Origin of the sequence: Mycobacterium tuberculosis complex sp. N0072, from assembly GCF_030323725.1 — a bacterium.
In the GTDB taxonomy this organism is placed as follows: domain Bacteria; phylum Actinomycetota; class Actinomycetes; order Mycobacteriales; family Mycobacteriaceae; genus Mycobacterium; species Mycobacterium tuberculosis.
In genome coordinates, this window is the sequence record NZ_CP040689.1 from 3275351 (window position 1) to 3298953 (window position 23603).

Below are 23603 nucleotides of genomic sequence, written 5' to 3' on the forward strand. Positions count from 1 at the left end.
GACCTGTGAGCATCCCCGAGAACGCGATCGCGGTGGTCGGCATGGCCGGCCGATTTCCGGGCGCCAAGGATGTTTCGGCGTTCTGGAGCAACCTTCGGCGCGGTAAGGAGTCGATCGTCACCCTGTCCGAACAGGAGCTGCGCGACGCCGGCGTCAGCGACAAGACGCTGGCCGATCCGGCGTATGTGCGTCGCGCCCCGCTTCTTGACGGGATCGACGAGTTCGACGCCGGCTTCTTCGGGTTCCCGCCGCTGGCCGCGCAGGTGCTGGATCCCCAACACCGGTTGTTCCTGCAGTGTGCATGGCATGCGCTCGAGGACGCGGGCGCTGACCCCGCACGGTTCGACGGCTCGATCGGCGTATACGGAACCAGCTCCCCCAGCGGCTATCTGCTGCACAACCTGCTGTCGCATCGCGACCCGAACGCTGTGTTGGCCGAGGGACTCAACTTCGACCAGTTCAGCCTGTTCTTGCAGAATGACAAGGACTTTCTGGCAACCCGGATTTCGCACGCGTTCAACCTGCGCGGGCCGAGCATCGCGGTGCAAACCGCGTGTTCATCGTCGCTGGTAGCGGTGCATCTGGCCTGCCTGAGCCTGCTATCCGGCGAATGCGACATGGCGTTGGCCGGCGGGTCGTCGCTATGCATCCCGCACCGTGTCGGCTACTTCACCTCACCGGGATCGATGGTGTCGGCGGTGGGCCACTGTCGGCCCTTCGACGTGCGGGCCGACGGCACGGTCTTCGGCAGCGGTGTCGGGTTGGTGGTGCTCAAGCCGCTGGCGGCCGCCATCGACGCCGGAGACCGGATTCACGCCGTCATCCGCGGATCGGCGATCAACAACGACGGATCGGCGAAGATGGGGTATGCGGCGCCCAACCCGGCCGCTCAAGCCGATGTCATCGCCGAAGCCCATGCGGTGTCCGGCATCGATTCGTCGACCGTGAGCTATGTCGAGTGCCACGGAACCGGCACCCCGCTCGGTGATCCTATCGAAATCCAGGGCCTGCGAGCGGCGTTCGAGGTGTCGCAGACGAGCCGTTCGGCCCCTTGTGTTCTGGGGTCGGTCAAGTCGAACATCGGCCACCTGGAAGTTGCTGCCGGCATCGCGGGTCTGATCAAAACGATTCTGTGCCTAAAGAACAAGGCACTACCCGCGACGCTGCACTACACCAGCCCGAACCCGGAACTGCGCTTGGACCAAAGTCCGTTCGTCGTGCAAAGCAAGTACGGCCCCTGGGAGTGCGACGGCGTTCGTCGTGCCGGGGTGAGTTCGTTCGGGGTCGGGGGTACCAACGCGCACGTCGTCTTGGAGGAGGCGCCAGCAGAAGCATCGGAGGTTTCAGCGCACGCCGAGCCGGCTGGCCCTCAGGTAATCCTGCTCTCGGCGCAAACGGCCGCGGCGCTCGGCGAGTCGCGGACCGCCCTGGCCGCGGCGCTAGAAACGCAAGACGGCCCGCGCCTGTCCGACGTGGCCTACACGCTCGCCCGGCGCCGCAAGCACAACGTCACGATGGCCGCCGTCGTGCACGACCGCGAGCACGCGGCCACCGTGCTGCGGGCGGCCGAGCACGACAACGTTTTCGTTGGCGAAGCCGCCCACGATGGGGAGCATGGCGATCGCGCCGACGCCGCACCCACGTCGGATCGCGTCGTTTTCCTGTTTCCCGGACAGGGCGCTCAGCACGTCGGAATGGCAAAAGGGCTCTATGACACCGAGCCGGTCTTCGCCCAACACTTCGACACCTGCGCCGCCGGATTCCGCGACGAGACAGGCATCGACTTGCATGCCGAAGTGTTCGACGGGACCGCAACAGATCTTGAGCGCATTGACCGTTCGCAACCGGCGTTGTTCACGGTGGAATACGCGCTCGCGAAGTTGGTCGACACTTTCGGCGTGCGCGCCGGGGCGTACATCGGATACAGCACCGGCGAATACATCGCGGCCACCCTGGCCGGCGTATTCGACCTGCAGACAGCGATCAAAACGGTGTCGCTGCGCGCCCGCCTTATGCATGAGTCGCCGCCCGGTGCCATGGTCGCGGTGGCTCTTGGCCCCGATGACGTCACGCAGTACCTGCCACCGGAGGTCGAGCTGTCCGCGGTAAACGATCCTGGTAACTGTGTGGTCGCCGGGCCCAAAGACCAGATCCGTGCACTGCGCCAACGTCTTACCGAGGCAGGGATTCCCGTTCGCCGCGTCCGGGCAACCCACGCGTTCCATACCAGCGCGATGGATCCCATGCTGGGCCAATTCCAAGAATTCCTGTCCCGTCAACAGCTACGTCCTCCGCGCACACCGCTGCTGAGCAACCTCACCGGTAGCTGGATGTCCGACCAGCAAGTAGTCGATCCGGCCAGCTGGACGCGTCAAATCAGCTCCCCCATCAGGTTCGCCGACGAGCTGGACGTGGTGCTGGCAGCTCCAAGTCGAATCCTGGTCGAGGTTGGTCCGGGCGGCAGCCTGACCGGTTCGGCTATGCGCCACCCGAAGTGGTCGACCACGCACCGCACCGTTCGGCTTATGCGCCACCCACTGCAAGACGTCGACGACCGCGACACTTTTCTGCGCGCGCTGGGCGAACTCTGGTCTGCCGGAGTCGAGGTCGACTGGACGCCGCGGCGTCCGGCGGTGCCGCACCTCGTTTCCCTGCCGGGTTATCCATTTGCCCGTCAACGGCATTGGGTCGAACCTAACCACACGGTTTGGGCGCAGGCTCCCGGCGCAAACAACGGCTCACCGGCCGGCACTGCGGATGGTTCCACGGCCGCCACCGTCGATGCAGCCCGCAACGGAGAGTCGCAGACCGAGGTTACGCTGCAACGCATCTGGTCACAGTGCCTCGGCGTCAGCTCGGTCGATCGGAACGCCAATTTCTTCGACCTCGGCGGCGATTCTTTGATGGCGATCAGCATCGCGATGGCCGCCGCCAACGAGGGTCTGACCATCACGCCGCAGGATCTCTACGAATACCCGACCCTGGCCTCGCTGACGGCCGCCGTCGACGCGTCGTTCGCGTCCAGCGGGTTGGCGAAGCCCCCGGAGGCACAGGCGAACCCGGCGGTTCCACCCAACGTCACGTACTTCCTCGACCGCGGATTGCGCGACACCGGCCGCTGTCGTGTCCCGCTGATCCTGCGCCTGGATCCCAAGATCGGGCTACCGGATATTCGAGCGGTGCTGACCGCAGTGGTCAACCACCACGACGCATTGCGCCTGCACCTGGTCGGCAACGATGGGATATGGGAGCAGCACATCGCGGCACCCGCAGAATTCACCGGGCTTTCCAACCGGTCGGTGCCCGACGGCGTGGCTGCAGGCAGCCCCGAGGAACGGGCCGCGGTCTTGGGCATCCTGGCCGAACTCCTTGAGGATCAAACGGATCCGAACGCGCCGCTGGCTGCCGTTCATATCGCCGCCGCGCACGGCGGTCCGCACTATCTGTGCCTTGCCATACATGCGATGGTCACCGACGACTCATCGCGCCAGATCCTGGCGACCGACATCGTCACCGCGTTTGGACAACGGCTGGCAGGCGAGGAGATCACGCTGGAACCGGTCAGCACGGGGTGGCGGGAATGGTCACTGCGTTGCGCGGCCCTCGCGACGCATCCGGCGGCGCTGGACACTCGCTCGTACTGGATCGAGAATTCGACCAAGGCGACTTTGTGGCTGGCCGATGCCCTTCCCAACGCGCATACCGCCCATCCGCCCCGCGCCGACGAGCTCACCAAGTTGTCGAGCACGCTAAGCGTCGAGCAGACATCCGAGCTGGACGACGGCCGGCGCAGGTTCCGCCGGTCGATTCAGACGATCCTGCTGGCCGCCCTCGGCCGCACAATAGCTCAGACGGTAGGTGAGGGTGTGGTCGCCGTGGAGCTCGAAGGCGAGGGCCGCTCGGTGCTGCGGCCGGATGTCGACCTGCGCAGAACGGTCGGCTGGTTCACGACGTACTACCCGGTACCGCTGGCATGCGCAACAGGGCTGGGCGCGCTTGCGCAGCTGGACGCGGTGCACAACACTCTTAAGTCCGTTCCGCACTACGGAATTGGATACGGGCTGCTGCGCTACGTTTACGCCCCGACCGGACGTGTCCTGGGCGCTCAGCGCACACCCGACATTCACTTCCGGTATGCGGGCGTGATCCCCGAGCTACCGTCCGGCGATGCTCCAGTACAGTTCGACTCGGACATGACGCTTCCGGTGCGCGAACCGATCCCAGGGATGGGCCACGCCATCGAACTTCGGGTGTATCGGTTTGGTGGCTCACTGCATCTCGATTGGTGGTACGACACCCGCCGGATCCCGGCGGCAACGGCAGAAGCGCTGGAGCGGACCTTCCCGCTGGCCCTCAGCGCGCTGATCCAGGAGGCCATCGCGGCCGAGCACACAGAGCACGACGACAGCGAGATAGTCGGGGAACCCGAGGCGGGCGCTCTGGTGGACCTGTCGAGCATGGATGCCGGCTGAGGAGGATCGGATGCGCAACGACGACATGGCGGTGGTGGTTAACGGGGTTCGCAAGACCTACGGCAAGGGCAAGATTGTGGCCCTCGATGACGTGAGTTTCAAGGTGCGCCGCGGTGAAGTGATCGGGCTGCTGGGCCCCAACGGGGCCGGCAAGACGACCATGGTGGACATCTTGTCGACGCTGACCCGACCGGATGCCGGCTCGGCGATCATCGCTGGCTACGATGTTGTTTCCGAACCGGCCGGTGTACGCCGCTCGATCATGGTCACCGGGCAGCAGGTGGCCGTCGACGACGCGCTTTCCGGTGAGCAGAACCTGGTGTTGTTTGGTCGTCTGTGGGGACTGAGCAAGTCCGCGGCGCGCAAACGCGCCGCCGAACTGCTCGAGCAATTCAGCCTCGTACATGCCGGAAAGAGGCGGGTGGGCACCTACTCCGGCGGAATGCGCCGACGAATAGACATCGCGTGCGGATTGGTGGTCCAACCCCAGGTGGCGTTCTTAGACGAGCCCACCACCGGGCTCGATCCCAGGAGCCGGCAAGCTATTTGGGATCTGGTGGCCAGCTTCAAGAAGCTGGGCATTGCCACGTTGTTGACCACGCAGTATCTCGAGGAGGCGGATGCGCTCAGTGACCGCATCATCCTGATCGATCACGGCATAATCATCGCCGAAGGCACCGCGAATGAACTCAAGCACCGCGCCGGCGACACCTTCTGCGAAATAGTGCCCCGCGATCTGAAGGATCTGGACGCTATCGTCGCGGCGCTCGGTTCGCTGTTGCCCGAGCACCACAGGGCGATGCTGACGCCCGACTCAGACCGCATTACGATGCCGGCGCCTGACGGCATACGTATGCTCGTCGAGGCAGCGCGCCGGATCGACGAGGCGAGGATCGAGCTAGCCGATATTGCGCTGCGCCGACCGTCACTCGATGACGTATTCCTGGCCATGACGACCGATCCCACCGAGTCTCTGACCCATCTGGTGTCGGGGTCCGCGCGATGAGCGGCCCGGCCATAGATGCGAGCCCCGCCCTGACCTTCAACCAGTCAAGCGCGAGCATTCAGCAGCGACGCTTATCGACCGGGCGACAGATGTGGGTGCTCTATCGGCGTTTCGCCGCGCCGAGCCTACTCAACGGTGAAGTACTCACCACGGTGGGCGCGCCGATAATTTTCATGGTGGGCTTCTATATCCCGTTCGCCATACCGTGGAACCAATTTGTGGGTGGCGCCAGCTCGGGCGTCGCCAGCAACTTAGGGCAATACATCACGCCGTTGGTCACACTGCAGGCGGTCTCGTTCGCCGCGATCGGGTCGGGCTTTCGAGCCGCGACCGATTCGCTGCTAGGCGTCAATCGTCGGTTTCAGTCCATGCCGATGGCCCCGTTGACGCCACTGCTTGCCCGCGTGTGGGTGGCTGTGGACCGATGCTTCACGGGTTTGGTGATATCGCTAGTTTGCGGCTACGTCATCGGATTCCGTTTTCATCGCGGGGCCCTCTATATCGTCGGTTTTTGCCTACTGGTTATCGCGATCGGGGCTGTGCTGTCATTCGCCGCTGACCTGGTTGGCACCGTTACCAGGAACCCAGACGCGATGCTGCCGCTGCTGAGCTTGCCCATTTTGATCTTCGGACTGCTGTCCATTGGTCTCATGCCGTTAAAGCTGTTTCCGCACTGGATCCATCCATTTGTTCGCAACCAGCCGATCTCCCAGTTCGTCGCGGCGCTGCGGGCATTGGCCGGAGATACCACCAAGACAGCCTCACAGGTGAGTTGGCCTGTGATGGCTCCGACGTTGACGTGGTTGTTCGCTTTCGTGGTGATCCTGGCGCTTTCATCCACCATTGTTTTGGCTAGGCGGCCATGATCACGACGACAAGTCAGGAAATCGAGCTTGCACCCACACGTTTGCCAGGCTCGCAAAACGCTGCTCGGCTGTTCGTTGCGCAGACCCTTTTGCAGACCAACCGGTTGCTAACTCGATGGGCACGTGACTATATCACCGTTATCGGAGCGATCGTGTTACCGATTCTCTTCATGGTGGTGTTGAACATTGTGCTAGGTAACCTAGCTTATGTCGTAACCCACGACAGCGGGCTCTACAGCATTGTTCCGCTGATCGCACTCGGCGCCGCGATCACTGGGTCAACTTTTGTCGCGATCGACCTGATGCGCGAGCGCTCCTTCGGACTGCTTGCCCGACTGTGGGTGCTGCCCGTGCACCGAGCATCGGGCCTGATCTCTCGAATCCTGGCAAACGCGATTCGGACTCTGGTCACCACTTTAGTGATGCTAAGTACTGGGGTGGTATTGGGTTTCCGGTTTCGACAAGGCCTAATCCCGAGCCTCATGTGGATTAGTGTCCCGGTGATACTGGGCATCGCAATCGCGGCTATGGTCACTACCGTCGCGCTTTACACAGCACAAACCGTTGTTGTCGAAGGCGTTGAGCTGGTGCAAGCAATCGCGATCTTCTTCTCCACGGGTTTGGTGCCGCTCAACTCGTATCCAGGCTGGATTCAGCCGTTCGTCGCCCATCAGCCGGTGAGCTACGCCATCGCGGCGATGCGCGGTTTTGCAATGGGTGGTCCGGTCCTCTCTCCGATGATCGGGATGCTGGTGTGGACCGCGGGTATCTGCGTCGTATGCGCCGTACCCTTGGCCATTGGCTACCGACGGGCCAGCACGCATTGACCAGCACCGCTGGCCCGGGATGCCGTGACGAGTTGGGAGTGTTGAGATGTTTCCCGGATCTGTGATCCGAAAGCTGTCGCACAGCGAGGAAGTCTTCGCGCAGTACGAGGTTTTTACTTCCATGACAATCCAGCTGCGCGGTGTTATCGATGTCGATGCGCTGTCGGATGCCTTCGACGCCCTCTTGGAAACCCACCCAGTCCTGGCCAGCCACCTTGAGCAAAGCTCCGACGGCGGTTGGAATCTCGTTGCCGACGACCTGCTGCACTCTGGAATCTGTGTCATCGACGGCACGGCCGCCACCAACGGGTCACCGTCGGGAAACGCCGAACTACGGCTCGACCAGAGCGTGTCCCTATTGCATCTGCAGCTGATCCTCCGCGAAGGAGGAGCCGAGCTGACGCTATACCTCCATCACTGCATGGCCGATGGTCATCACGGGGCCGTTCTCGTCGACGAGCTGTTCTCCCGCTACACCGACGCGGTCACTACCGGTGACCCCGGCCCGATAACCCCGCAGCCCACGCCGCTGTCAATGGAGGCTGTGCTGGCACAGCGGGGTATCAGGAAGCAAGGGCTTTCGGGAGCTGAACGTTTTATGTCGGTGATGTATGCCTATGAGATCCCTGCCACCGAGACGCCGGCGGTCCTCGCGCATCCTGGGCTGCCCCAAGCTGTTCCGGTCACCCGACTCTGGCTTTCCAAGCAGCAGACATCGGACCTCATGGCGTTCGGCCGCGAGCATCGCCTCAGCCTTAACGCCGTGGTCGCGGCAGCCATCCTGCTGACCGAGTGGCAGCTGCGCAACACCCCGCACGTCCCGATTCCCTACGTTTACCCCGTCGACCTGCGATTTGTTCTAGCTCCCCCAGTGGCCCCGACAGAAGCTACCAATCTCCTCGGGGCGGCGTCTTACCTCGCTGAGATCGGGCCGAATACCGACATCGTGGATCTGGCAAGCGATATCGTTGCCACACTTCGGGCTGACTTGGCCAATGGTGTGATTCAGCAGTCGGGGCTCCACTTCGGCACGGCATTCGAAGGAACTCCTCCCGGCCTACCACCACTTGTCTTCTGCACTGACGCCACTTCATTTCCCACCATGCGCACACCGCCGGGCCTGGAGATCGAAGACATTAAGGGCCAATTCTATTGTTCGATCAGCGTCCCCCTCGATCTGTACTCGTGTGCCGTTTACGCAGGACAACTGATCATCGAGCATCATGGGCACATCGCGGAACCGGGGAAGTCCCTCGAGGCGATACGTTCACTGCTGTGCACCGTTCCCTCGGAGTATGGCTGGATCATGGAGTGACCTAACGAACCAGCCCGCCGATCGGGCTTCGGCCAGATCACGCACTCGCGTCCCGAACCGATCATCATATCCGCCCCAGCTGCGGTCGCGGCTGACAAGCCTTACCCCGCAGCTCACCTCATGATCTCACCACGAGGCTTGCGGCACAACAGAATTCGACCGCTATGATGCCGCCGGTGCCGCCGCCTGCTCCTCGGCCAGCGTGTCCGCCAAGTACTGGGCCAAAGCGCGGGCGGTGTTGTTTGTGGCGATGACCTTGGGGGTCAGGCGTATCCCGGTCTCGGTTTCAACGTGGGTACGCATCTCGAGCATGCCCAGCGAATCCAGGCCGTACTCGATGAATGAGCGGTCAGCGTCGATCGTGCGACGCAGGATCACACTGGCCTGCTCAACCAGCAGACGCCGTAGCCGGCCGGCCCATTCATCTTGCGGCAGCGAAAGGAGCTCCATGCGGAATTTGCTTGGGCCCCTTGACCGCTGCCCAGTGGATGCGAACATTTCACCCCACGGGCTGCGTCGGACAAGGTCGGCCAGCCATGGCGCCCCGAGGATCGGAATGTAACCGCTGTAGGCGCGGTCGTGGCGCACGAGCGTCTCGAAGGCATACGCACCTTCCTCCGGGGTGATCATGATTTCGCCCCCCTCGGCCAAGAACGTGGCGCGGCCGACCTCGCCCCACGCACCCCACGCAATCGCGCTGACCGGCAGGCCCTGGGCGCGGCGCCAGTGCGCGAAGACGTCGACCCAGCTGTTGGCCGCCGCGTAGGCGCCCTGACCCGGCGAGCCGAGCAATGCCGCTCCCGAGGAGAACAAGCAGAACCAGTCCAGCGGCTGACCGAGGGTGGCGCGGTGTAGGTTCCAGGATCCGAACACCTTGGGCGACCAGTCGCGATCGATGAGCTCATCGGTGATGTTGGTCAGCGTGGCATCCTCGACCACCGCCGCCGAGTGCAGCACACCGCGCAGCGGAAGCCCGGTAGCGGTCGCCGCACTCACCAGCCGGTCCGCCGTGTCGGGTTCGGCGATGTTGCCACACTCCACCACGATGTCGGCCCCAGCCGCGCGCAGGCCTTCGATGGTCTGCCGCGCTTTGGGGTTGGGCTGGGAACGTGCGGTCAGCACGATCCGGCCACAGCCCGCCGCGGCCAGCTTCGAGGCGAAGAACAGGCCGAGGCCACCCAGGCCGCCGGTGATGATGTAGGAGCCGTCGCGGCGGTACAGCGGAGCTTGCTCCGGGGTGACCGCCACGCTTCTACGGCCGCTACGCGGTACGTCGAGCACGAGTTTGCCGGTGTGCTCGGCGTTGCTCATTGCCCGGATGGCGTCGGCCGCCTCGGCCAACGGGTAATGAGTGCATTGCGGTGCGGTCAGCACCCCGTCTGCGGTGAGCTTGAACACCGTGGCCAGCAACTCACGGACCCGGTCGGGCTGGGTGACCGACATCAGCGCGAGGTCCAAGTAGTAGAAGGTCAGTCCGCGACGGAACGGGAACAGCCCCAGCCGGGTGTTGCCGTAAACGTCGGCCTTGCCGATTTCGACGAAGCGTCCGCCGAAGGCCAACAACTCCAGCCCCGCACGTTGGGCGGCGCCGGTCAGCGAGTTCAGCACGATATCCACGCCGTACCCGTCGGTGTCGCGCCGGATCTGCTCGGCGAACTCGACGCTGCGCGAATCGTAGACATGCTCGACGCCCATGTCGCGCAGCATGGCTCGCTTCGCGGGATTGCCGGCGGTCGCGAAAATCTCCGCTCCCTTGGCGCGGGCAATCGATATGGCCGCCTGCCCCACACCGCCGGTGGCGGAGTGAATCAACACTTTGTCACCGGCCTTGATCTGAGCCAGGTCGTTGAGCCCATACCAGGCGGTGGCATGCGCGGTGGCCGCCGTGATCGCCTGCTCATCGGTCAAGCCGGGCGGCAGCGTGACCGCGAGGTTGGCGTCACAGGTGAGGAACGTCCGCCAACAGCCACCTTCGGAGAAACCGCCAACACGATCACCGACCTGGTGACCGGTGACACCTTCCCCGACCGCAGTCACCACACCGACGAAATCCATACCCAACTGCGGCTCGCGGTCATCGATAATGGGGAATCGTCCAAACGCGATCAAAACGTCGGCGAAGTTGATGCTGGACATGCTGACCGCGACTTCGATTTGCCCGGGGCCGGGCGGAACTCGGTCACTCGCAACGAATTCCAACGTTTGCAAGTCTCCCGGCCTGCGGACCTGCACCCGCATACCGTCGTGGTCGGGATCCAAGACCGCGGTGCGCCGCTCTTCATGGCCCAGCGGACTGGGGGTCAAGCGGGCCACATACCAGTCGCCATTCCGCCAGGCCGTCTCGTCCTCTTCCGATCCGCTCAGCAGCTGCTGGGCCACCCGCTCAACGTCCGTGTGTTCGTCCACATCGATCAAGGTGGTGCGCAGCATCGGATGTTCACTGCTGATCACCCGTAGCAGACCACGCAGGCCGGCCTGCTCCAGGTTGGCTCTTTCTCCCGAGTCGTGCGGCTTCACTATCTGGGCTTGTCTGGTCACCACGAACAAGCGCGGCAGCTCGCCCTCGAATTCAGCCAGTTCCCGGGTGATCCGAACCAGGTGACGGACCTGTTCACGACCGGCCAGCAGACTGTGCTCATCGGGGTCGCCGACGCGAGGCCCATACACGATCACCACACCATCGCGGCCACGCAGCTGGCTGCCCAGCTTTTCGAGGCCAGCTTGATCGTTGGGCGGGGTGTCCTGGACCGACCAGGACAGGCTGGCGCATTCGGTGCCTTGGGGGCCGTGGGACTTCAGCGCGTCCGTCAACGTGGAAGCCAACATGTCGGGGGTGTCGACGGCGTTGGAAGTGTCGATCAATAGCCACGATCCAGCCTCGCCGTCGCCAACCTCGGGCAGCGCTCGCTGCTGCCATCCGAGGGTCAGTAGCCGCTCGCTGACTAGGCGGTCACGCTCGTCGCGTTCGGAGGTCCCGGTTCCCATGCGTAGCCCACGCACGGCCAACAGGACGGTCCCGTGCTCGTCCAGCACGTCGAGGTCGGCCTCACCACCTCGGGTCCCGTCGTTGAAGGCCTTGGTCAACCGCGTGTAGCAGTAGCGGGCATTGCGGGTAGGCCCGTAGGCACGCAGGCTGCGCACACCCAACGGCAACAGCAGGCCACCAGTGGCCGTACCGGCCTGGACGCCCGCGCCGACCGACTGGAAACAAGCGTCCAGCAGCGCCGGGTGGATTCGGTAGGCGCCCTGCTGGAACCGGATCGACGCGGGCAGCGCGACCTCGGCCAGCACCGTCGCGGCTCCCGCCTCGGCGGTATGCGCGGTGGTCAGACCACCGAACGCGGCGCCCAAAGTAACACCACGCTCGGCGAACGATTCCCGCATGGCGGTCCCGTTCACGGCGTGCGGATGCGCCTGCAGCAGAGCGGTGATGTCGTACCCCGGCGGCGGGCAGTCATCTTCGGCGGCGCGCAGCGCCGCGGTGGCATGCCGGGTGGTTTCACCGTCCCGGTTGGTCTCCACGGTGAAGTTGACGACACCAGGCGCGTCGATCGATGCGACGGCGTCGATCGGGGTCTGCTCGTCGAGCAACAACATCTGCTCAAAGGTGATGTCGCGAACCTCAGCCGCTTCGCCGAAGACCTCAGCGGCCGCAGCCAAAGCCATCTCGCAGTAGGCGGCGCCGGGAAGGGCGGCAACGTTATGCACCTGATGATCGCTGAGCCAGGACAGCACCGAGGTGCCAACGTCGCCCTGCCAGACGTGGCGCTCAGGTTCCTCAGTCAGCCGCACATGCGAGCCAAGCAACGGATGCACGGTGATGGTGCAGGCACCTTGTGCCCGCTGTTCTTGCCCATCATCGTCGATGAATAGGCGGGCGTGGGTCCACGCCGGCAGCGGCGCATCCACCAGCCACCCAGCGGGATACAGCGCCGAATAGTCCAAAGCGGCGCCCGCGCGGTGCAGCTCCGTCAGCAAGCCGCGCAGACCATGCGGCAGAGGCTGCTCTCGCCGCATGCCGGCCAGGGCGGCGACCGACATGTCGAGGCTTCGGCCCGTCTGTTCGACGGCGTGGGTAAGCAGCGGGTGGGGCGACAGCTCCGCGAAGACCCGGTAGCCGTCCTCCATCGCAGCCTGCACCGCCGCGGCGAACTGCACCGTGTTGCGCAGATTGTCCACCCAGTAAGCGCCATCGCACACCGGCTGCTCGCGCGGGTCGAACAGGGTCGCCGAGTAGTACGGCACCTTGGGCGTCATCGGAGCAATGTCCGCCAGCGCCGCGGCCAAATCGTCGAGTATCGGATCGACTTGAGGCGAGTGCGACGCCACGTCGACGGCCACCTCGCGCGCCATCACGTCCCGCTGCTCCCAACGGGCGATGAGGTCACGAACGGTGTCGCTCGTACCGCCGATCACCGTGGATTGCGGGGACGCCACCACCGAGACCACAACATCGTCGATTCCGCGTGCCATCAGCTCCGAATTCACTTGCTTGGCGGGCAATTCCACCGAGCCCATGGCACCAGCACCGGCTATGCGGGTCATCAGCTTCGAGCGGCGGCAAATGACGCGCGCCGCGTCCTCGAGCGACAGTGCCCCCGCGACGACGGCCGCGGCCGACTCACCCATCGAGTGTCCGACGACCGCGCCCGGCCGCACTCCGTAGGTTTGCTCCATGGTGGCGGCCAACGCGACCTGAACGGCGAACACTGCCGGCTGCACTTTGTCGATTCCGGTCACGGTCTGCTGCGCCGTTATCGCCTCGGTCACCGAGAATCCCGATTCTGCGGCGATCACCGGCTCCAGCTTGGCGATGGTGGCCGCGAACACTGGTTCGCTGGCGAGCAATTGCGTGCCCATCGCCGCCCACTGCGACCCTTGCCCGGAGAAGACCCAGACCGGTCCTCGATCACCGTGTCCCACCGCCGCGTCATAGAGGGCGTCACCGTCGGCCACCTCGCGCAAACCCTCGACGAGCTCCGGCAGGTTGGCGGCAACCACCGCGGTGCGCACCGGCCGGTGCGCGCGGCCACGCGCCAGCGTGTAGGCCAGATCCGAGGCCGCCACGCAGTCCTGGTGTTCTTCCACCCAGGTGGCTAGTTGGCGGGCCGTCTGGCGCAGTGCGTCGCTGGACGTGGACGACAGCATGAATAGCCGCGGGCCCACCTCAGCGTCGCCCGGTGAACTCTCGGGTGCGGAAGCTTCTGCTGGGGCCTCTTCCACGATGGCATGCACGTTGGTCCCGGACATCCCGAACGAGGACACCGCGACCCGCTTCGGTGTGTGATCATTACCGTTGGGCCACGGCGTAACCGCTTGCGGCACAAAGAGCCCGGTCTCGACGTCGGAAAGCTCATCGGGCAGCCGATTGAAATGCAGCAGCGGCGGCACCACCCCGTGCCGCAGTGACAGAATTGCCTTGATCAGCCCGACGGTCCCCGCCGATGCCGTGCTGTGCCCCATGTTGCTCTTGGCCGATCCAAGCGCGCAGGGGGTGCCCGCGCCATACACCCGCGCCAGGCTGCGGTACTCAATCGGGTCGCCGATTGGCGTACCGGTGCCGTGCGCCTCGACCACACCGACCGTTTCGGGCTGCACGCCCGCCGCCGCCAACGCCGCACGGTACACGGCAACCTGGGCGTCCTCGGACGGCATGGTGAGCGTCTCCGTGCGGCCGTCCTGATTGGTGGCCGTGCCACGCACCACGGCGAAGATCCGATTACCGTCGCGCAGCGCATCCGGCAGTCGCTTCAGCAACACCATCGCGCAGCCCTCGGAACGCACAAACCCATCCGCGTCAGCATCGAATGAATGGCACCGACCGGTTGACGACAGCATGCCCTGCGCAGACGCCGCCACACTGGCATGCGGCTCCAGCAGCACCGCACAACCGCCCGCCAAAGCGAGGTCAGCTTCGCCGTCATGCAGGCTGCGGCAGGCCAGGTGCACCGCCATCAGACCCGAAGAACACGCGGTGTCAAACGTCATCGCCGGACCATGTAGACCCAATGTGTGCGCGATCCGCCCTGACGCCACACTGTTGTTGAGGCCGGTAACCACATATGGACTGGCCAAACCGCCCGCCGTTGTGGTGAGTACCAGGTAGTCCTCGTGGGTCAGCCCAGTAAAAACGGCCGTCGAGGACCCGGCCAACGACGCCGGATCCAGACCAGCATGCTCGATCGCCTCCCACGACGTTTCCAGCAGTAGCCGCTGCTGCGGATCGATCGAGGTCGCTTCCCGCTCGCTAATCCCGAAGAACTCAGCATCGAAACCGGCGACGTCGTCAAGGAACCCACCCCACCGGGACACCGACCGCCCGGGAACCCCTGGCTCAGGGTCGTAATAGTCGTCGGCGTCCCAGCGGTCGGGCGGAATCTCGGTGACCAAGTCATCACCGCGCAGCAACGACTCCCACAGTTTGTCGGGCGAGTTGATCCCCCTAGGAAGCCGACATCCCATCCCGATCACCGCAACGGGAGTGACACGTGATTCCATACTCTTCCAACCTCGTCTCAGCTCAACCGGTGTTACCCGACGACATCAGCGAATTTTCACACCGGGAATGAAACGGCCGCGGTGCCGCTCTCCCAGCTCTTAAGTAATCCGAGCCAACCCGGATCCCGACACCAAAGACAAGTGTTACACGACGCCAAGACCCCCCGCGGGTAGCGCTGGAATACTAACACGAGCACATGTGCTCGCGACCGAGTCTCACCTCGGACCTGGGCAAATGACCCCATGTCGCAGGTGCATGGAGTTGTTCGGGCAGTCTCGGCGAGGTTGCAGGGCTGTTCGACCAGCGGATTTCGACACTCGGTAACGCAAGCCAGTTAGGGGCGGTCATCGGTGATGCTGCGCCACGAAGCACTACATCCGTTGCACCGCAATTATTTTCGGTGCCCGCATGACGGGCGCAATGCCTTAATTGCGTTAGCCGGCGACCCGCCGCGGGGGCGGCGCCACATCACATCCGACCGTGTCCGATGGTGGACCCATGGCGAGCCGGCAAACCCCTGCTGAGCTGGCCAGATGCGACTTGGCTAAGACCGCGGAGCGCGAGCACACCCCGACGGCGACTGCGACAACTCCAAGCGTGGCCGGTAACGTGATGCCCATGAGTGTGCGTTCCCTTCCCGCTGCGTTGCGCGCGTGTGCGCGTCTGCAACCCCATGACCCGGCCTTCACGTTTATGGATTACGAACAGGACTGGGACGGCGTTGCGATAACCCTGACGTGGTCGCAGCTGTATCGGCGAACGCTGAATGTGGCACAGGAGCTGAGCCGTTGTGGTTCCACGGGTGACCGCGTGGTGATCTCTGCTCCGCAGGGACTTGAGTACGTCGTCGCCTTTCTCGGCGCGTTGCAGGCCGGGCGCATCGCCGTGCCGCTTTCGGTTCCACAAGGCGGCGTTACCGATGAACGTTCCGATTCGGTACTGAGTGATTCGTCGCCGGTGGCCATTCTCACTACATCGTCTGCCGTGGACGACGTCGTGCAACATGTTGCGCGGCGGCCCGGGGAATCCCCGCCATCAATTATCGAAGTTGATTTGCTCGATCTGGACGCTCCGAATGGGTATACCTTCAAAGAAGACGAGTATCCATCTACCGCGTATTTGCAATACACCTCCGGGTCCACCCGCACGCCCGCTGGCGTGGTGATGTCCCATCAGAACGTTCGGGTTAATTTCGAACAGCTGATGTCTGGCTACTTTGCGGATACCGACGGGATTCCACCGCCAAATTCCGCACTCGTATCCTGGCTACCCTTCTACCACGACATGGGTTTGGTAATAGGAATTTGCGCACCAATTCTGGGTGGATACCCCGCGGTGCTCACCAGCCCGGTGTCGTTCCTGCAGCGCCCGGCCCGGTGGATGCACTTGATGGCCAGCGATTTTCACGCCTTTTCGGCAGCACCGAATTTCGCCTTTGAACTAGCGGCACGAAGAACAACCGACGACGACATGGCCGGGCGTGACCTCGGCAACATACTGACCATCCTCAGCGGTAGCGAGCGGGTACAGGCCGCGACGATCAAGCGCTTCGCCGACCGCTTTGCTCGCTTCAATCTGCAGGAGAGGGTGATCCGGCCTTCATACGGGCTCGCAGAAGCAACGGTGTACGTGGCGACGAGCAAACCGGGTCAACCACCGGAGACCGTCGACTTCGATACTGAAAGTTTATCCGCCGGCCATGCGAAGCCGTGCGCAGGCGGCGGCGCTACATCGTTGATCAGCTACATGTTGCCGCGGTCACCGATCGTGCGGATCGTCGACTCGGACACCTGCATCGAATGTCCGGACGGAACCGTCGGCGAGATCTGGGTGCACGGCGACAACGTCGCTAATGGCTATTGGCAAAAACCCGACGAGAGTGAGCGCACGTTCGGCGGAAAGATTGTCACCCCTTCGCCGGGCACACCCGAAGGTCCTTGGCTAAGAACGGGCGACTCAGGTTTCGTCACCGATGGCAAAATGTTCATCATCGGTCGGATCAAAGATCTCCTAATTGTGTACGGACGCAACCACTCCCCCGACGACATCGAGGCAACGATCCAGGAGATCACCCGCGGGCGCTGCGCGGCGATCTCGGTTCCCGGTGACCGCAGCACCGAAAAGCTGGTCGCCATTATCGAACTCAAGAAGCGTGGCGACTCAGATCAGGACGCGATGGCTAGACTGGGCGCTATTAAACGCGAAGTCACGTCGGCTTTATCGAGTTCGCACGGTCTCAGCGTCGCGGATCTGGTTCTGGTTGCGCCTGGCTCGATCCCCATTACCACCAGCGGGAAGGTCAGGAGAGGGGCGTGTGTCGAGCAATATCGACAGGATCAATTCGCCCGCTTGGATGCCTAGTCCGGCTGGCCGTCTACACAGAATTCGGTATATCCGTTTGAAAAAGTCCTCCCCGGACTGCCGCGCCACCATCACCAGCGGGTCAGCCGACGGTCAGCGAAGGTCACCCCGGCTCACCAACCTGCTCGTCGTCGCCGCCTGGGTTGCCGCGGCGGTGATCGCAAATCTGCTTCTCACGTTCACGCAAGCAGAACCGCACGACACCAGCCCGGCGCTGCTGCCACAAGATGCCAAGACAGCCGCCGCCACCAGCCGGATTGCGCAGGCTTTCCCCGGCACCGGTAGCAACGCTATCGCCTATCTCGTCGTGGAAGGCGGCAGCACGCTTGAGCCGCAGGACCAGCCTTACTACGACGCCGCCGTCGGTGCCCTGCGCGCCGACACCCGCCACGTGGGATCCGTCCTCGACTGGTGGTCAGATCCCGTCACCGCCCCGCTGGGAACCAGCCCCGACGGCCGCTCCGCTACGGCCATGGTGTGGCTGCGGGGCGAGGCGGGCACCACCCAAGCTGCCGAATCCCTCGATGCCGTCCGATCGGTGCTGCGCCAGTTACCGCCCAGTGAGGGGCTTCGCGCCAGCATCGTGGTCCCGGCAATCACCAACGACATGCCGATGCAGATAACCGCCTGGCAGAGCGCGACGATCGTGACCGTTGCGGCGGTGATCGCCGTCCTACTGCTGCTGCGGGCGCGCCTGTCGGTGCGGGCCGCGGCGATCGTGCTGCTGACCGCGGACTTGTCGCTTGCGGTGGCCTGGCCGCTGGCCGCGGTGGTGCGGGGACACGATTGGGGAACCGATTCGGTATTTTCTTGGACGCTGGCCGCGGTCCTGACGATCGGAACCATCACCGCAGCCACCATGCTGGCCGCGCGGCTCGGGTCCGACGCAGGTCATTCGGCCGCGCCCACATACCGCGACAGCCTGCCCGCGTTCGCCCTGCCCGGGGCGTGTGTCGCCATATTCACCGGCCCGCTGCTGCTGGCCCGAACCCCAGCGCTGCACGGAGTTGGCACTGCCGGGCTAGGTGTCTTTGTGGCACTTGCGGCTTCGTTGACGGTGCTGCCTGCCCTGATCGCGCTTGCCGGAGCGTCACGGCAGTTACCGGCACCAACCACGGGTGCCGGCTGGACAGGCCGGTTGTCGCTACCCGTCTCTTCTGCTTCGGCCCTGGGCACAGCGGCAGTGCTGGCGATCTGCATGCTACCCATCATCGGGATGCGGTGGGGTGTGGCCGAGAACCCGACAAGGCAAGGCGGCGCACAAGTCCTTCCGGGGAATGCGCTTCCCGATGTGGTGGTGATCAAATCCGCTCGGGACCTGAGGGACCCAGCCGCGCTCATCGCCATCAACCAGGTCAGCCACCGTCTGGTGGAGGTTCCCGGTGTGCGCAAGGTGGAGTCGGCGGCATGGCCGGCCGGTGTCCCGTGGACCGACGCCTCGCTCAGTTCCGCGGCCGGCAGGCTCGCCGACCAGCTGGGTCAGCAGGCCGGATCGTTCGTGCCGGCGGTGACTGCGATCAAATCGATGAAGTCCATAATCGAACAGATGAGCGGCGCGGTCGACCAACTGGACAGCACCGTGAACGTGACTCTCGCCGGGGCAAGGCAAGCACAGCAATACCTCGATCCCATGCTCGCCGCCGCGCGGAACCTCAAAAACAAAACCACCGAACTGTCGGAATACCTGGAAACGATCCACACCTGGATTGTCGGCTTCACAAACTGCCCCGACGACGTCCTGTGCACGGCCATGCGCAAGGTCATTGAACCCTACGACATCGTGGTCACCGGCATGAACGAGCTGTCCACTGGCGCCGACCGCATCTCCGCGATATCGACACAGACAATGAGCGCGTTGTCCTCGGCACCGCGGATGGTGGCGCAGATGCGGTCGGCGCTAGCACAGGTGCGCTCGTTCGTACCCAAGCTGGAAACAACCATCCAGGACGCCATGCCGCAAATAGCGCAGGCGTCGGCGATGCTGAAGAATCTCAGCGCCGATTTCGCCGATACCGGTGAGGGCGGCTTCCACCTGTCCAGGAAGGACCTGGCGGACCCGTCGTACCGGCACGTACGGGAATCGATGTTCTCGTCAGACGGAACCGCCACCCGGCTGTTCCTCTATTCTGACGGACAACTGGACCTTGCTGCGGCAGCACGCGCGCAGCAGCTCGAGATCGCCGCGGGCAAGGCGATGAAATACGGAAGCCTGGTCGACAGCCAGGTCACGGTGGGTGGGGCCGCGCAAATAGCCGCGGCTGTCCGCGATGCCCTCATCCACGATGCTGTGCTACTGGCCGTTATCTTGCTCACGGTAGTGGCTCTGGCCAGCATGTGGCGCGGTGCCGTCCACGGTGCTGCGGTTGGCGTGGGTGTGCTGGCCTCTTACCTCGCCGCCCTGGGGGTCTCGATTGCACTGTGGCAACACCTACTGGATCGCGAGCTCAACGCCTTGGTCCCGCTGGTGTCGTTCGCCGTCCTCGCTTCGTGCGGCGTCCCGTATCTCGTTGCCGGCATCAAAGCCGGTCGTATCGCCGACGAGGCAACGGGTGCGCGGTCCAAGGGGGCGGTATCCGGGCGGGGAGCGGTTGCGCCGCTTGCGGCGCTCGGTGGCGTATTCGGCGCTGGCCTGGTGCTGGTGTCGGGAGGTTCCTTCAGCGTGCTCAGTCAGATTGGCACGGTTGTTGTGCTCGGTCTGGGCGTGCTGATCACGGTGCAGCGAGCGTGGCTTCCGACCACGCCAGGGCGGCGTTGACCGCCTGTTCGAGACCCCATGCCACGCTCGGCTGGCCGACGACGATCACCCATCGCAGACACCACACTTGGTAGGGGTTGCCAGTTGTTGGCCGGGTGAGTGGTCGGCGCGCCGTTGCCCGGGGTAGGGTTCGAGGTCTTTGGATGATGGGCGTTTCCACGCTGCCCAAAGGATGACCTCGACGTGTCCGAGTTCACGTTGACCGCGTGAAGTTAAACCGGTGCCGAGCGTGCACTGAGGGCGAAATCCGGCGCCGATTTTCCGCCCTGAGTTCACGTTGGGCGACGGCGCCCATGAACGACGCCACATCGCACATGGCGCTCAGGCCAAGCACCAGCCCATCTCCGTCGCCGGCCACCGTCACCGATCGAACGACCTCGACCCCCGCCCTGGCAACAACACGCCGCTGCCCTCTACACCTCCGCGCTGTCGAAAATTGTCACGGAGCCTTGCGGGGGCTGGTGCGACTGATATGACGCACCTTCCGCCAGAGGCTAGCCCGACGTTTACTGACGTTACTGCTGCTTACCGTTTGTCGACGGCACGTGAAAACTGACCCCGGCGCGGCACCCGAATTTTGACCCCCTGGTCGGGTGGACTGGCTCTACCCGAGCCAGGAGGACCGAAGGGAATGTTGACTGTGGAAGATTGGGCTGAGATTCGCCGATTGCATCGCGCGGAGGGTTTGCCGATCAAGATGATCGCCCGGGTGCTGGGGATTTCCAAGAACACGGTGAAGTCAGCGTTGGAATCAAACCAGCAGCCGAAATATGAACGGGCACCGCAGGGTTCGATCGTTGATGCGGTTGAGCCGCGGATCCGGGAGTTGTTGCAGGCCTATCCGACGATGCCGGCGACGGTGATCGCCGAGCGGATCGGCTGGGAGCGCTCGATTCGGGTGCTCTCGGCGCGGGTGGCCGAGCTGCGCCCGGTGTATCTGCCGCCGGACCCGGCGTCGCGCACCACGTATGTGGCAGGCGAAATTGCCCAGTGCGACTTCTGGTTTCCGCCGATCGAGTTGCCGGTAGGGTTCGGGCAGACCCGCACGGCCAAACAGTTGCCGGTGCTGACCATGGTGTGCGCCTATTCGCGCTGGCTGTTGGCGATGCTGCTGCCCAGCAGGTGTGCCGAGGACCTGTTCGCCGGCTGGTGGCGGCTGATCGAGGCGTTGGGGGCGGTGCCGCGGGTGTTGGTGTGGGATGGCGAGGGCGCGATCGGGCGCTGGCGCGGCGGGCGGTCGGAGTTGACCACTGAGTGTCAGGCGTTCCGCGGCACGCTGGCGGCCAAGGTGCTCATCTGCCGGCCGGCCGACCCGGAGGCCAAGGGCCTCATTGAACGGGCCCACGACTACCTGGAGCGCTCGTTTTTGCCCGGGCGGGTGTTTGCCTCGCCGGCCGATTTCAACGCCCAACTGGGCGCCTGGCTGGCGCTGGTGAACACCCGCACCCGCCGGGCGCTGGGTTGTGCGCCCACCGATCGCATCGGCGCGGATCGGGCCGCGATGCTGAGCTTGCCGCCGGTGGCGCCGGCCACCGGGTGGTGCACCTCGCTGCGGCTGCCCCGGGATCACTATGTGCGCTGCGATTCCAACGACTACTCGGTGCACCCGGGTGTGATCGGGCATCGGGTGCTGGTGCGCGCCGACCTGGAGCGGGTGCATGTGTTCTGCGACGGTGAGCTGGTCGCCGACCACGAGCGGATCTGGGCGGTCCATCAGACGGTCTCCGATCCCGCACATGTGGAGGCGGCGAAGGTGTTGCGCCGCCGGCACTTCAGTGCAGCATCACCGGTAGTTGAGCCGCAGGTGCAGGTCCGCTCACTGAGCGACTACGATGACGCGCTGGGAGTCGACATCGATGGCGGGGTGGCCTGATGCCCACCACCAAAGCCACCCAGCGCCGTGATGTTTCCACCGAGATCGCTTACCTGACAAGAGCATTGAAAGCTCCCACCCTGCGTGAGTCAGTGTCCCGGCTGGCCGATCGCGCCCGCGCCGAGAACTGGAGCCACGAAGAATACCTGGCCGCCTGCCTGCAGCGGGAAGTGTCAGCCCGGGAGTCCCATGGTGGTGAGGGCCGCATCCGCGCCGCCCGCTTCCCGGCTCGGAAGTCGTTGGAAGAGTTCGACTTTGAGCATGCTCGTGGCCTCAAACGCGACACCATCGCACATCTGGGCACCCTGGATTTCATCACCGCCCGCGATAACGTCGTGTTTTTGGGCCCCGCCTGGCACCGGGAAGACTCATCTTGCGGTCGGCCTGGCGATACGCGCGTGTCAGGCCGGTCATCGGGTGCTGTTCGCCACCGCCGCCGAATGGGTAGCACGGCTCGCCGAGGCTCACCACGCCGGGCGCATCTACGCCGAACTCACCCGGCTTTGCCGCTATCCGCTCCTGGTGGTTGACGAAGTCGGCTACATTCCGTTTGAGCCCGAGGCCGCCAACCTCTTCTTCCAGCTGGTGTCCTCCCGGTATGAGCGGGCCAGCTTGATCGTCACGTCCAATAAGGCCTTCGGCCGGTGGGGCGAGGTTTTCGGCGGCGACGACGTCGTTGCTGCCGCCATGATCGACCGCCTCGTCCACCATGCTGAAGTCGTCGCCCTCAAAGGCGACAGCTACCGGCTCAAAGACCGCGACCTCGGCCGCGTCCCACCAGCCGGAACCACCGAAGAATAACCACCAACCGCCCGGTCTAGGGGGTCAATTTTCAGATGCCGTCAGGGGGTCAGTTTTCGGGTGCCGTTGACACCGTTCACAAGGGCGTTTCGAGCAACGCGTCGACGCAACTTCGGCCTAGTCGACGTTGACGGGTTCGTTCCATTTCGACTGCGTGAGCTGAATCGACCCGGATCCGAGGTCGATGCTCGCTCGGACGAGGTGGTGCGAGCCGTCCTGGGCAATCCACACGGTCGCCGGCCTTGCACTCTTGGCGCCAGGATCAAGCATCTTGACAGAGCTCGCGGGGATGGTCCCGGTGATTTTGGTGGTCGAAATTCCGTCTATCACTTCGGTACCTTGCGCTTGGAGGTTCGTGACACCGGACAGCAGCTGCGTCACCCCAGCGGCAGGATCGAGCACGCGTGAAGTTGACAGTTCAGAAATCGAGCCGAGATTGCTCCAGTCGTCGAACAGTTTCACCGAGATGTTGTCGCCTTGTACCCGAAACGGGACACCCTGCTCGTCGTTGTAGGTGCATACGCCCTTTGCCGCGAGCGGATTGGCCCGGACGTCGACATCGGCACTGGTAATACCCAGCAAGCTGTCGACTTTCCCGGTTGTTCGGACCGCTACGTGCACGCTGGTCAACCCTTTTGTCGCATCAAGCGACTGCCTGATCTCGGCGAGGAGCGCGGGGTCGGACGCCGTCGGGCTCACGGGAACACCCTGTTCCTCGGCATCAGGTTTCGGCGAAGAACATCCTGATAGCCACAACGCCAGGCAGGCACCTAGCACCACCAGAACAGCGGACGTCACCGCCCGTTTTCCATCATTCATTTGCGCTCA

The 23603-nt window shown here is 64.2% G+C and carries 10 protein-coding genes and 1 pseudogene; 9 read left to right on the forward strand and 2 right to left on the reverse strand.

The genetic code is table 11. The annotated features are described in order from the left end of the window. Positions 1–5 precede the first annotated feature (5 nt). The 5 genes from ppsE to FF952_RS15510 are packed head-to-tail and all read left to right on the forward strand — an operon-like array spanning position 6 to position 8486. Positions 6–4472, forward strand: a complete 4467-nt coding sequence (gene ppsE / locus FF952_RS15490; RefSeq protein ID WP_003904964.1) for a phthiocerol type I polyketide synthase PpsE — start codon at positions 6–8, stop codon at positions 4470–4472. A gap of 10 nt (positions 4473–4482) precedes the next feature. Continuing rightward, the gene (drrA, locus tag FF952_RS15495; RefSeq protein WP_003414846.1) at positions 4483–5478 is read left to right on the forward strand and encodes a daunorubicin ABC transporter ATP-binding protein DrrA; all 996 of its coding nucleotides are present in this window, start codon (positions 4483–4485) and stop codon (positions 5476–5478) included. Continuing rightward, entirely contained in the window at positions 5475–6344 is an 870-nt protein-coding gene (drrB, locus tag FF952_RS15500; RefSeq protein WP_003414848.1) for a daunorubicin ABC transporter permease DrrB, read from the forward strand. Before drrA ends, drrB begins: the two co-directional genes overlap by 4 nt. After that, a complete protein-coding gene (locus tag FF952_RS15505) occupies positions 6341–7171 on the forward strand; it encodes an ABC transporter permease (RefSeq protein WP_244736073.1) in 831 nt (276 codons plus the stop codon). The genes drrB and FF952_RS15505 overlap by 4 nt, the downstream gene beginning before the upstream one ends. 46 nt (positions 7172–7217) lie before the next feature. Next, a complete protein-coding gene (locus tag FF952_RS15510) occupies positions 7218–8486 on the forward strand; it encodes a phthiocerol/phthiodiolone dimycocerosyl transferase (RefSeq protein WP_003414853.1) in 1269 nt (422 codons plus the stop codon). Between the two features lie 162 nt (positions 8487–8648). On the opposite strand, the gene mas is transcribed toward FF952_RS15510, so the two are convergent. Next, on the reverse strand, positions 8649–14984 hold the full coding sequence (gene mas / locus FF952_RS15515; RefSeq protein ID WP_031680803.1) for a mycocerosate synthase: 6336 nt from the start codon (positions 14982–14984) through the stop codon (positions 8649–8651). 619 nt (positions 14985–15603) lie between these two features. Here mas and fadD28 point away from each other — a divergent pair. The 4 genes and pseudogenes from fadD28 (at position 15604) to istB (ending at position 22775) form a co-directional block, all read left to right on the forward strand. After that, positions 15604–17346, forward strand: coding sequence for a fatty-acid--AMP ligase FAAL28/FadD28 (gene fadD28, locus FF952_RS15520; RefSeq protein ID WP_003414857.1), 1743 nt, complete (start codon positions 15604–15606; stop codon positions 17344–17346). Continuing rightward, positions 17339–20101, forward strand: a complete 2763-nt coding sequence (gene mmpL7 / locus FF952_RS15525; RefSeq protein ID WP_003414861.1) for a phthiocerol dimycocerosate RND transporter MmpL7 — start codon at positions 17339–17341, stop codon at positions 20099–20101. Before fadD28 ends, mmpL7 begins: the two co-directional genes overlap by 8 nt. Positions 20102–20732: 631 nt before the next feature. Continuing rightward, the gene (gene istA, locus FF952_RS15530; protein ID WP_003414864.1) at positions 20733–21974 is read left to right on the forward strand and encodes an IS21-like element ISMbo1 family transposase; all 1242 of its coding nucleotides are present in this window, start codon (positions 20733–20735) and stop codon (positions 21972–21974) included. After that, positions 21974–22775: pseudogene (istB, locus tag FF952_RS15535) on the forward strand (IS21-like element ISMbo1 family helper ATPase IstB). The gene istA and the pseudogene istB overlap by 1 nt, the downstream one beginning before the upstream one ends. Positions 22776–22892: 117 nt before the next feature. On the opposite strand, the gene FF952_RS15540 reads toward istB, so the two are convergent. Next, on the reverse strand, positions 22893–23594 hold the full coding sequence (locus FF952_RS15540) for an LppX_LprAFG lipoprotein (RefSeq protein ID WP_003414872.1): 702 nt from the start codon (positions 23592–23594) through the stop codon (positions 22893–22895). Positions 23595–23603 lie beyond the last annotated feature (9 nt).

What these genes read in the sequence shown, in the direction of transcription:
- drrA (WP_003414846.1), top strand. Translation starts at nt 4,483, where the DNA reads ATGCGCAACGACGACATGGCGGTGGTGGTTAACGGGGTTCGCAAGACC.
- drrB (WP_003414848.1), top strand. Translation starts at nt 5,475, where the DNA reads ATGAGCGGCCCGGCCATAGATGCGAGCCCCGCCCTGACCTTCAACCAG.
- FF952_RS15505 (WP_244736073.1), top strand. Translation starts at nt 6,341, where the DNA reads ATGATCACGACGACAAGTCAGGAAATCGAGCTTGCACCCACACGTTTG.
- FF952_RS15510 (WP_003414853.1), top strand. Translation starts at nt 7,218, where the DNA reads ATGTTTCCCGGATCTGTGATCCGAAAGCTGTCGCACAGCGAGGAAGTC.
- mas (WP_031680803.1), bottom strand. Translation starts at nt 14,984, where the DNA reads ATGGAATCACGTGTCACTCCCGTTGCGGTGATCGGGATGGGATGTCGG.
- fadD28 (WP_003414857.1), top strand. Translation starts at nt 15,604, where the DNA reads ATGAGTGTGCGTTCCCTTCCCGCTGCGTTGCGCGCGTGTGCGCGTCTG.
- mmpL7 (WP_003414861.1), top strand. Translation starts at nt 17,339, where the DNA reads ATGCCTAGTCCGGCTGGCCGTCTACACAGAATTCGGTATATCCGTTTG.
- istA (WP_003414864.1), top strand. Translation starts at nt 20,733, where the DNA reads ATGTTGACTGTGGAAGATTGGGCTGAGATTCGCCGATTGCATCGCGCG.
- FF952_RS15540 (WP_003414872.1), bottom strand. Translation starts at nt 23,594, where the DNA reads ATGAATGATGGAAAACGGGCGGTGACGTCCGCTGTTCTGGTGGTGCTA.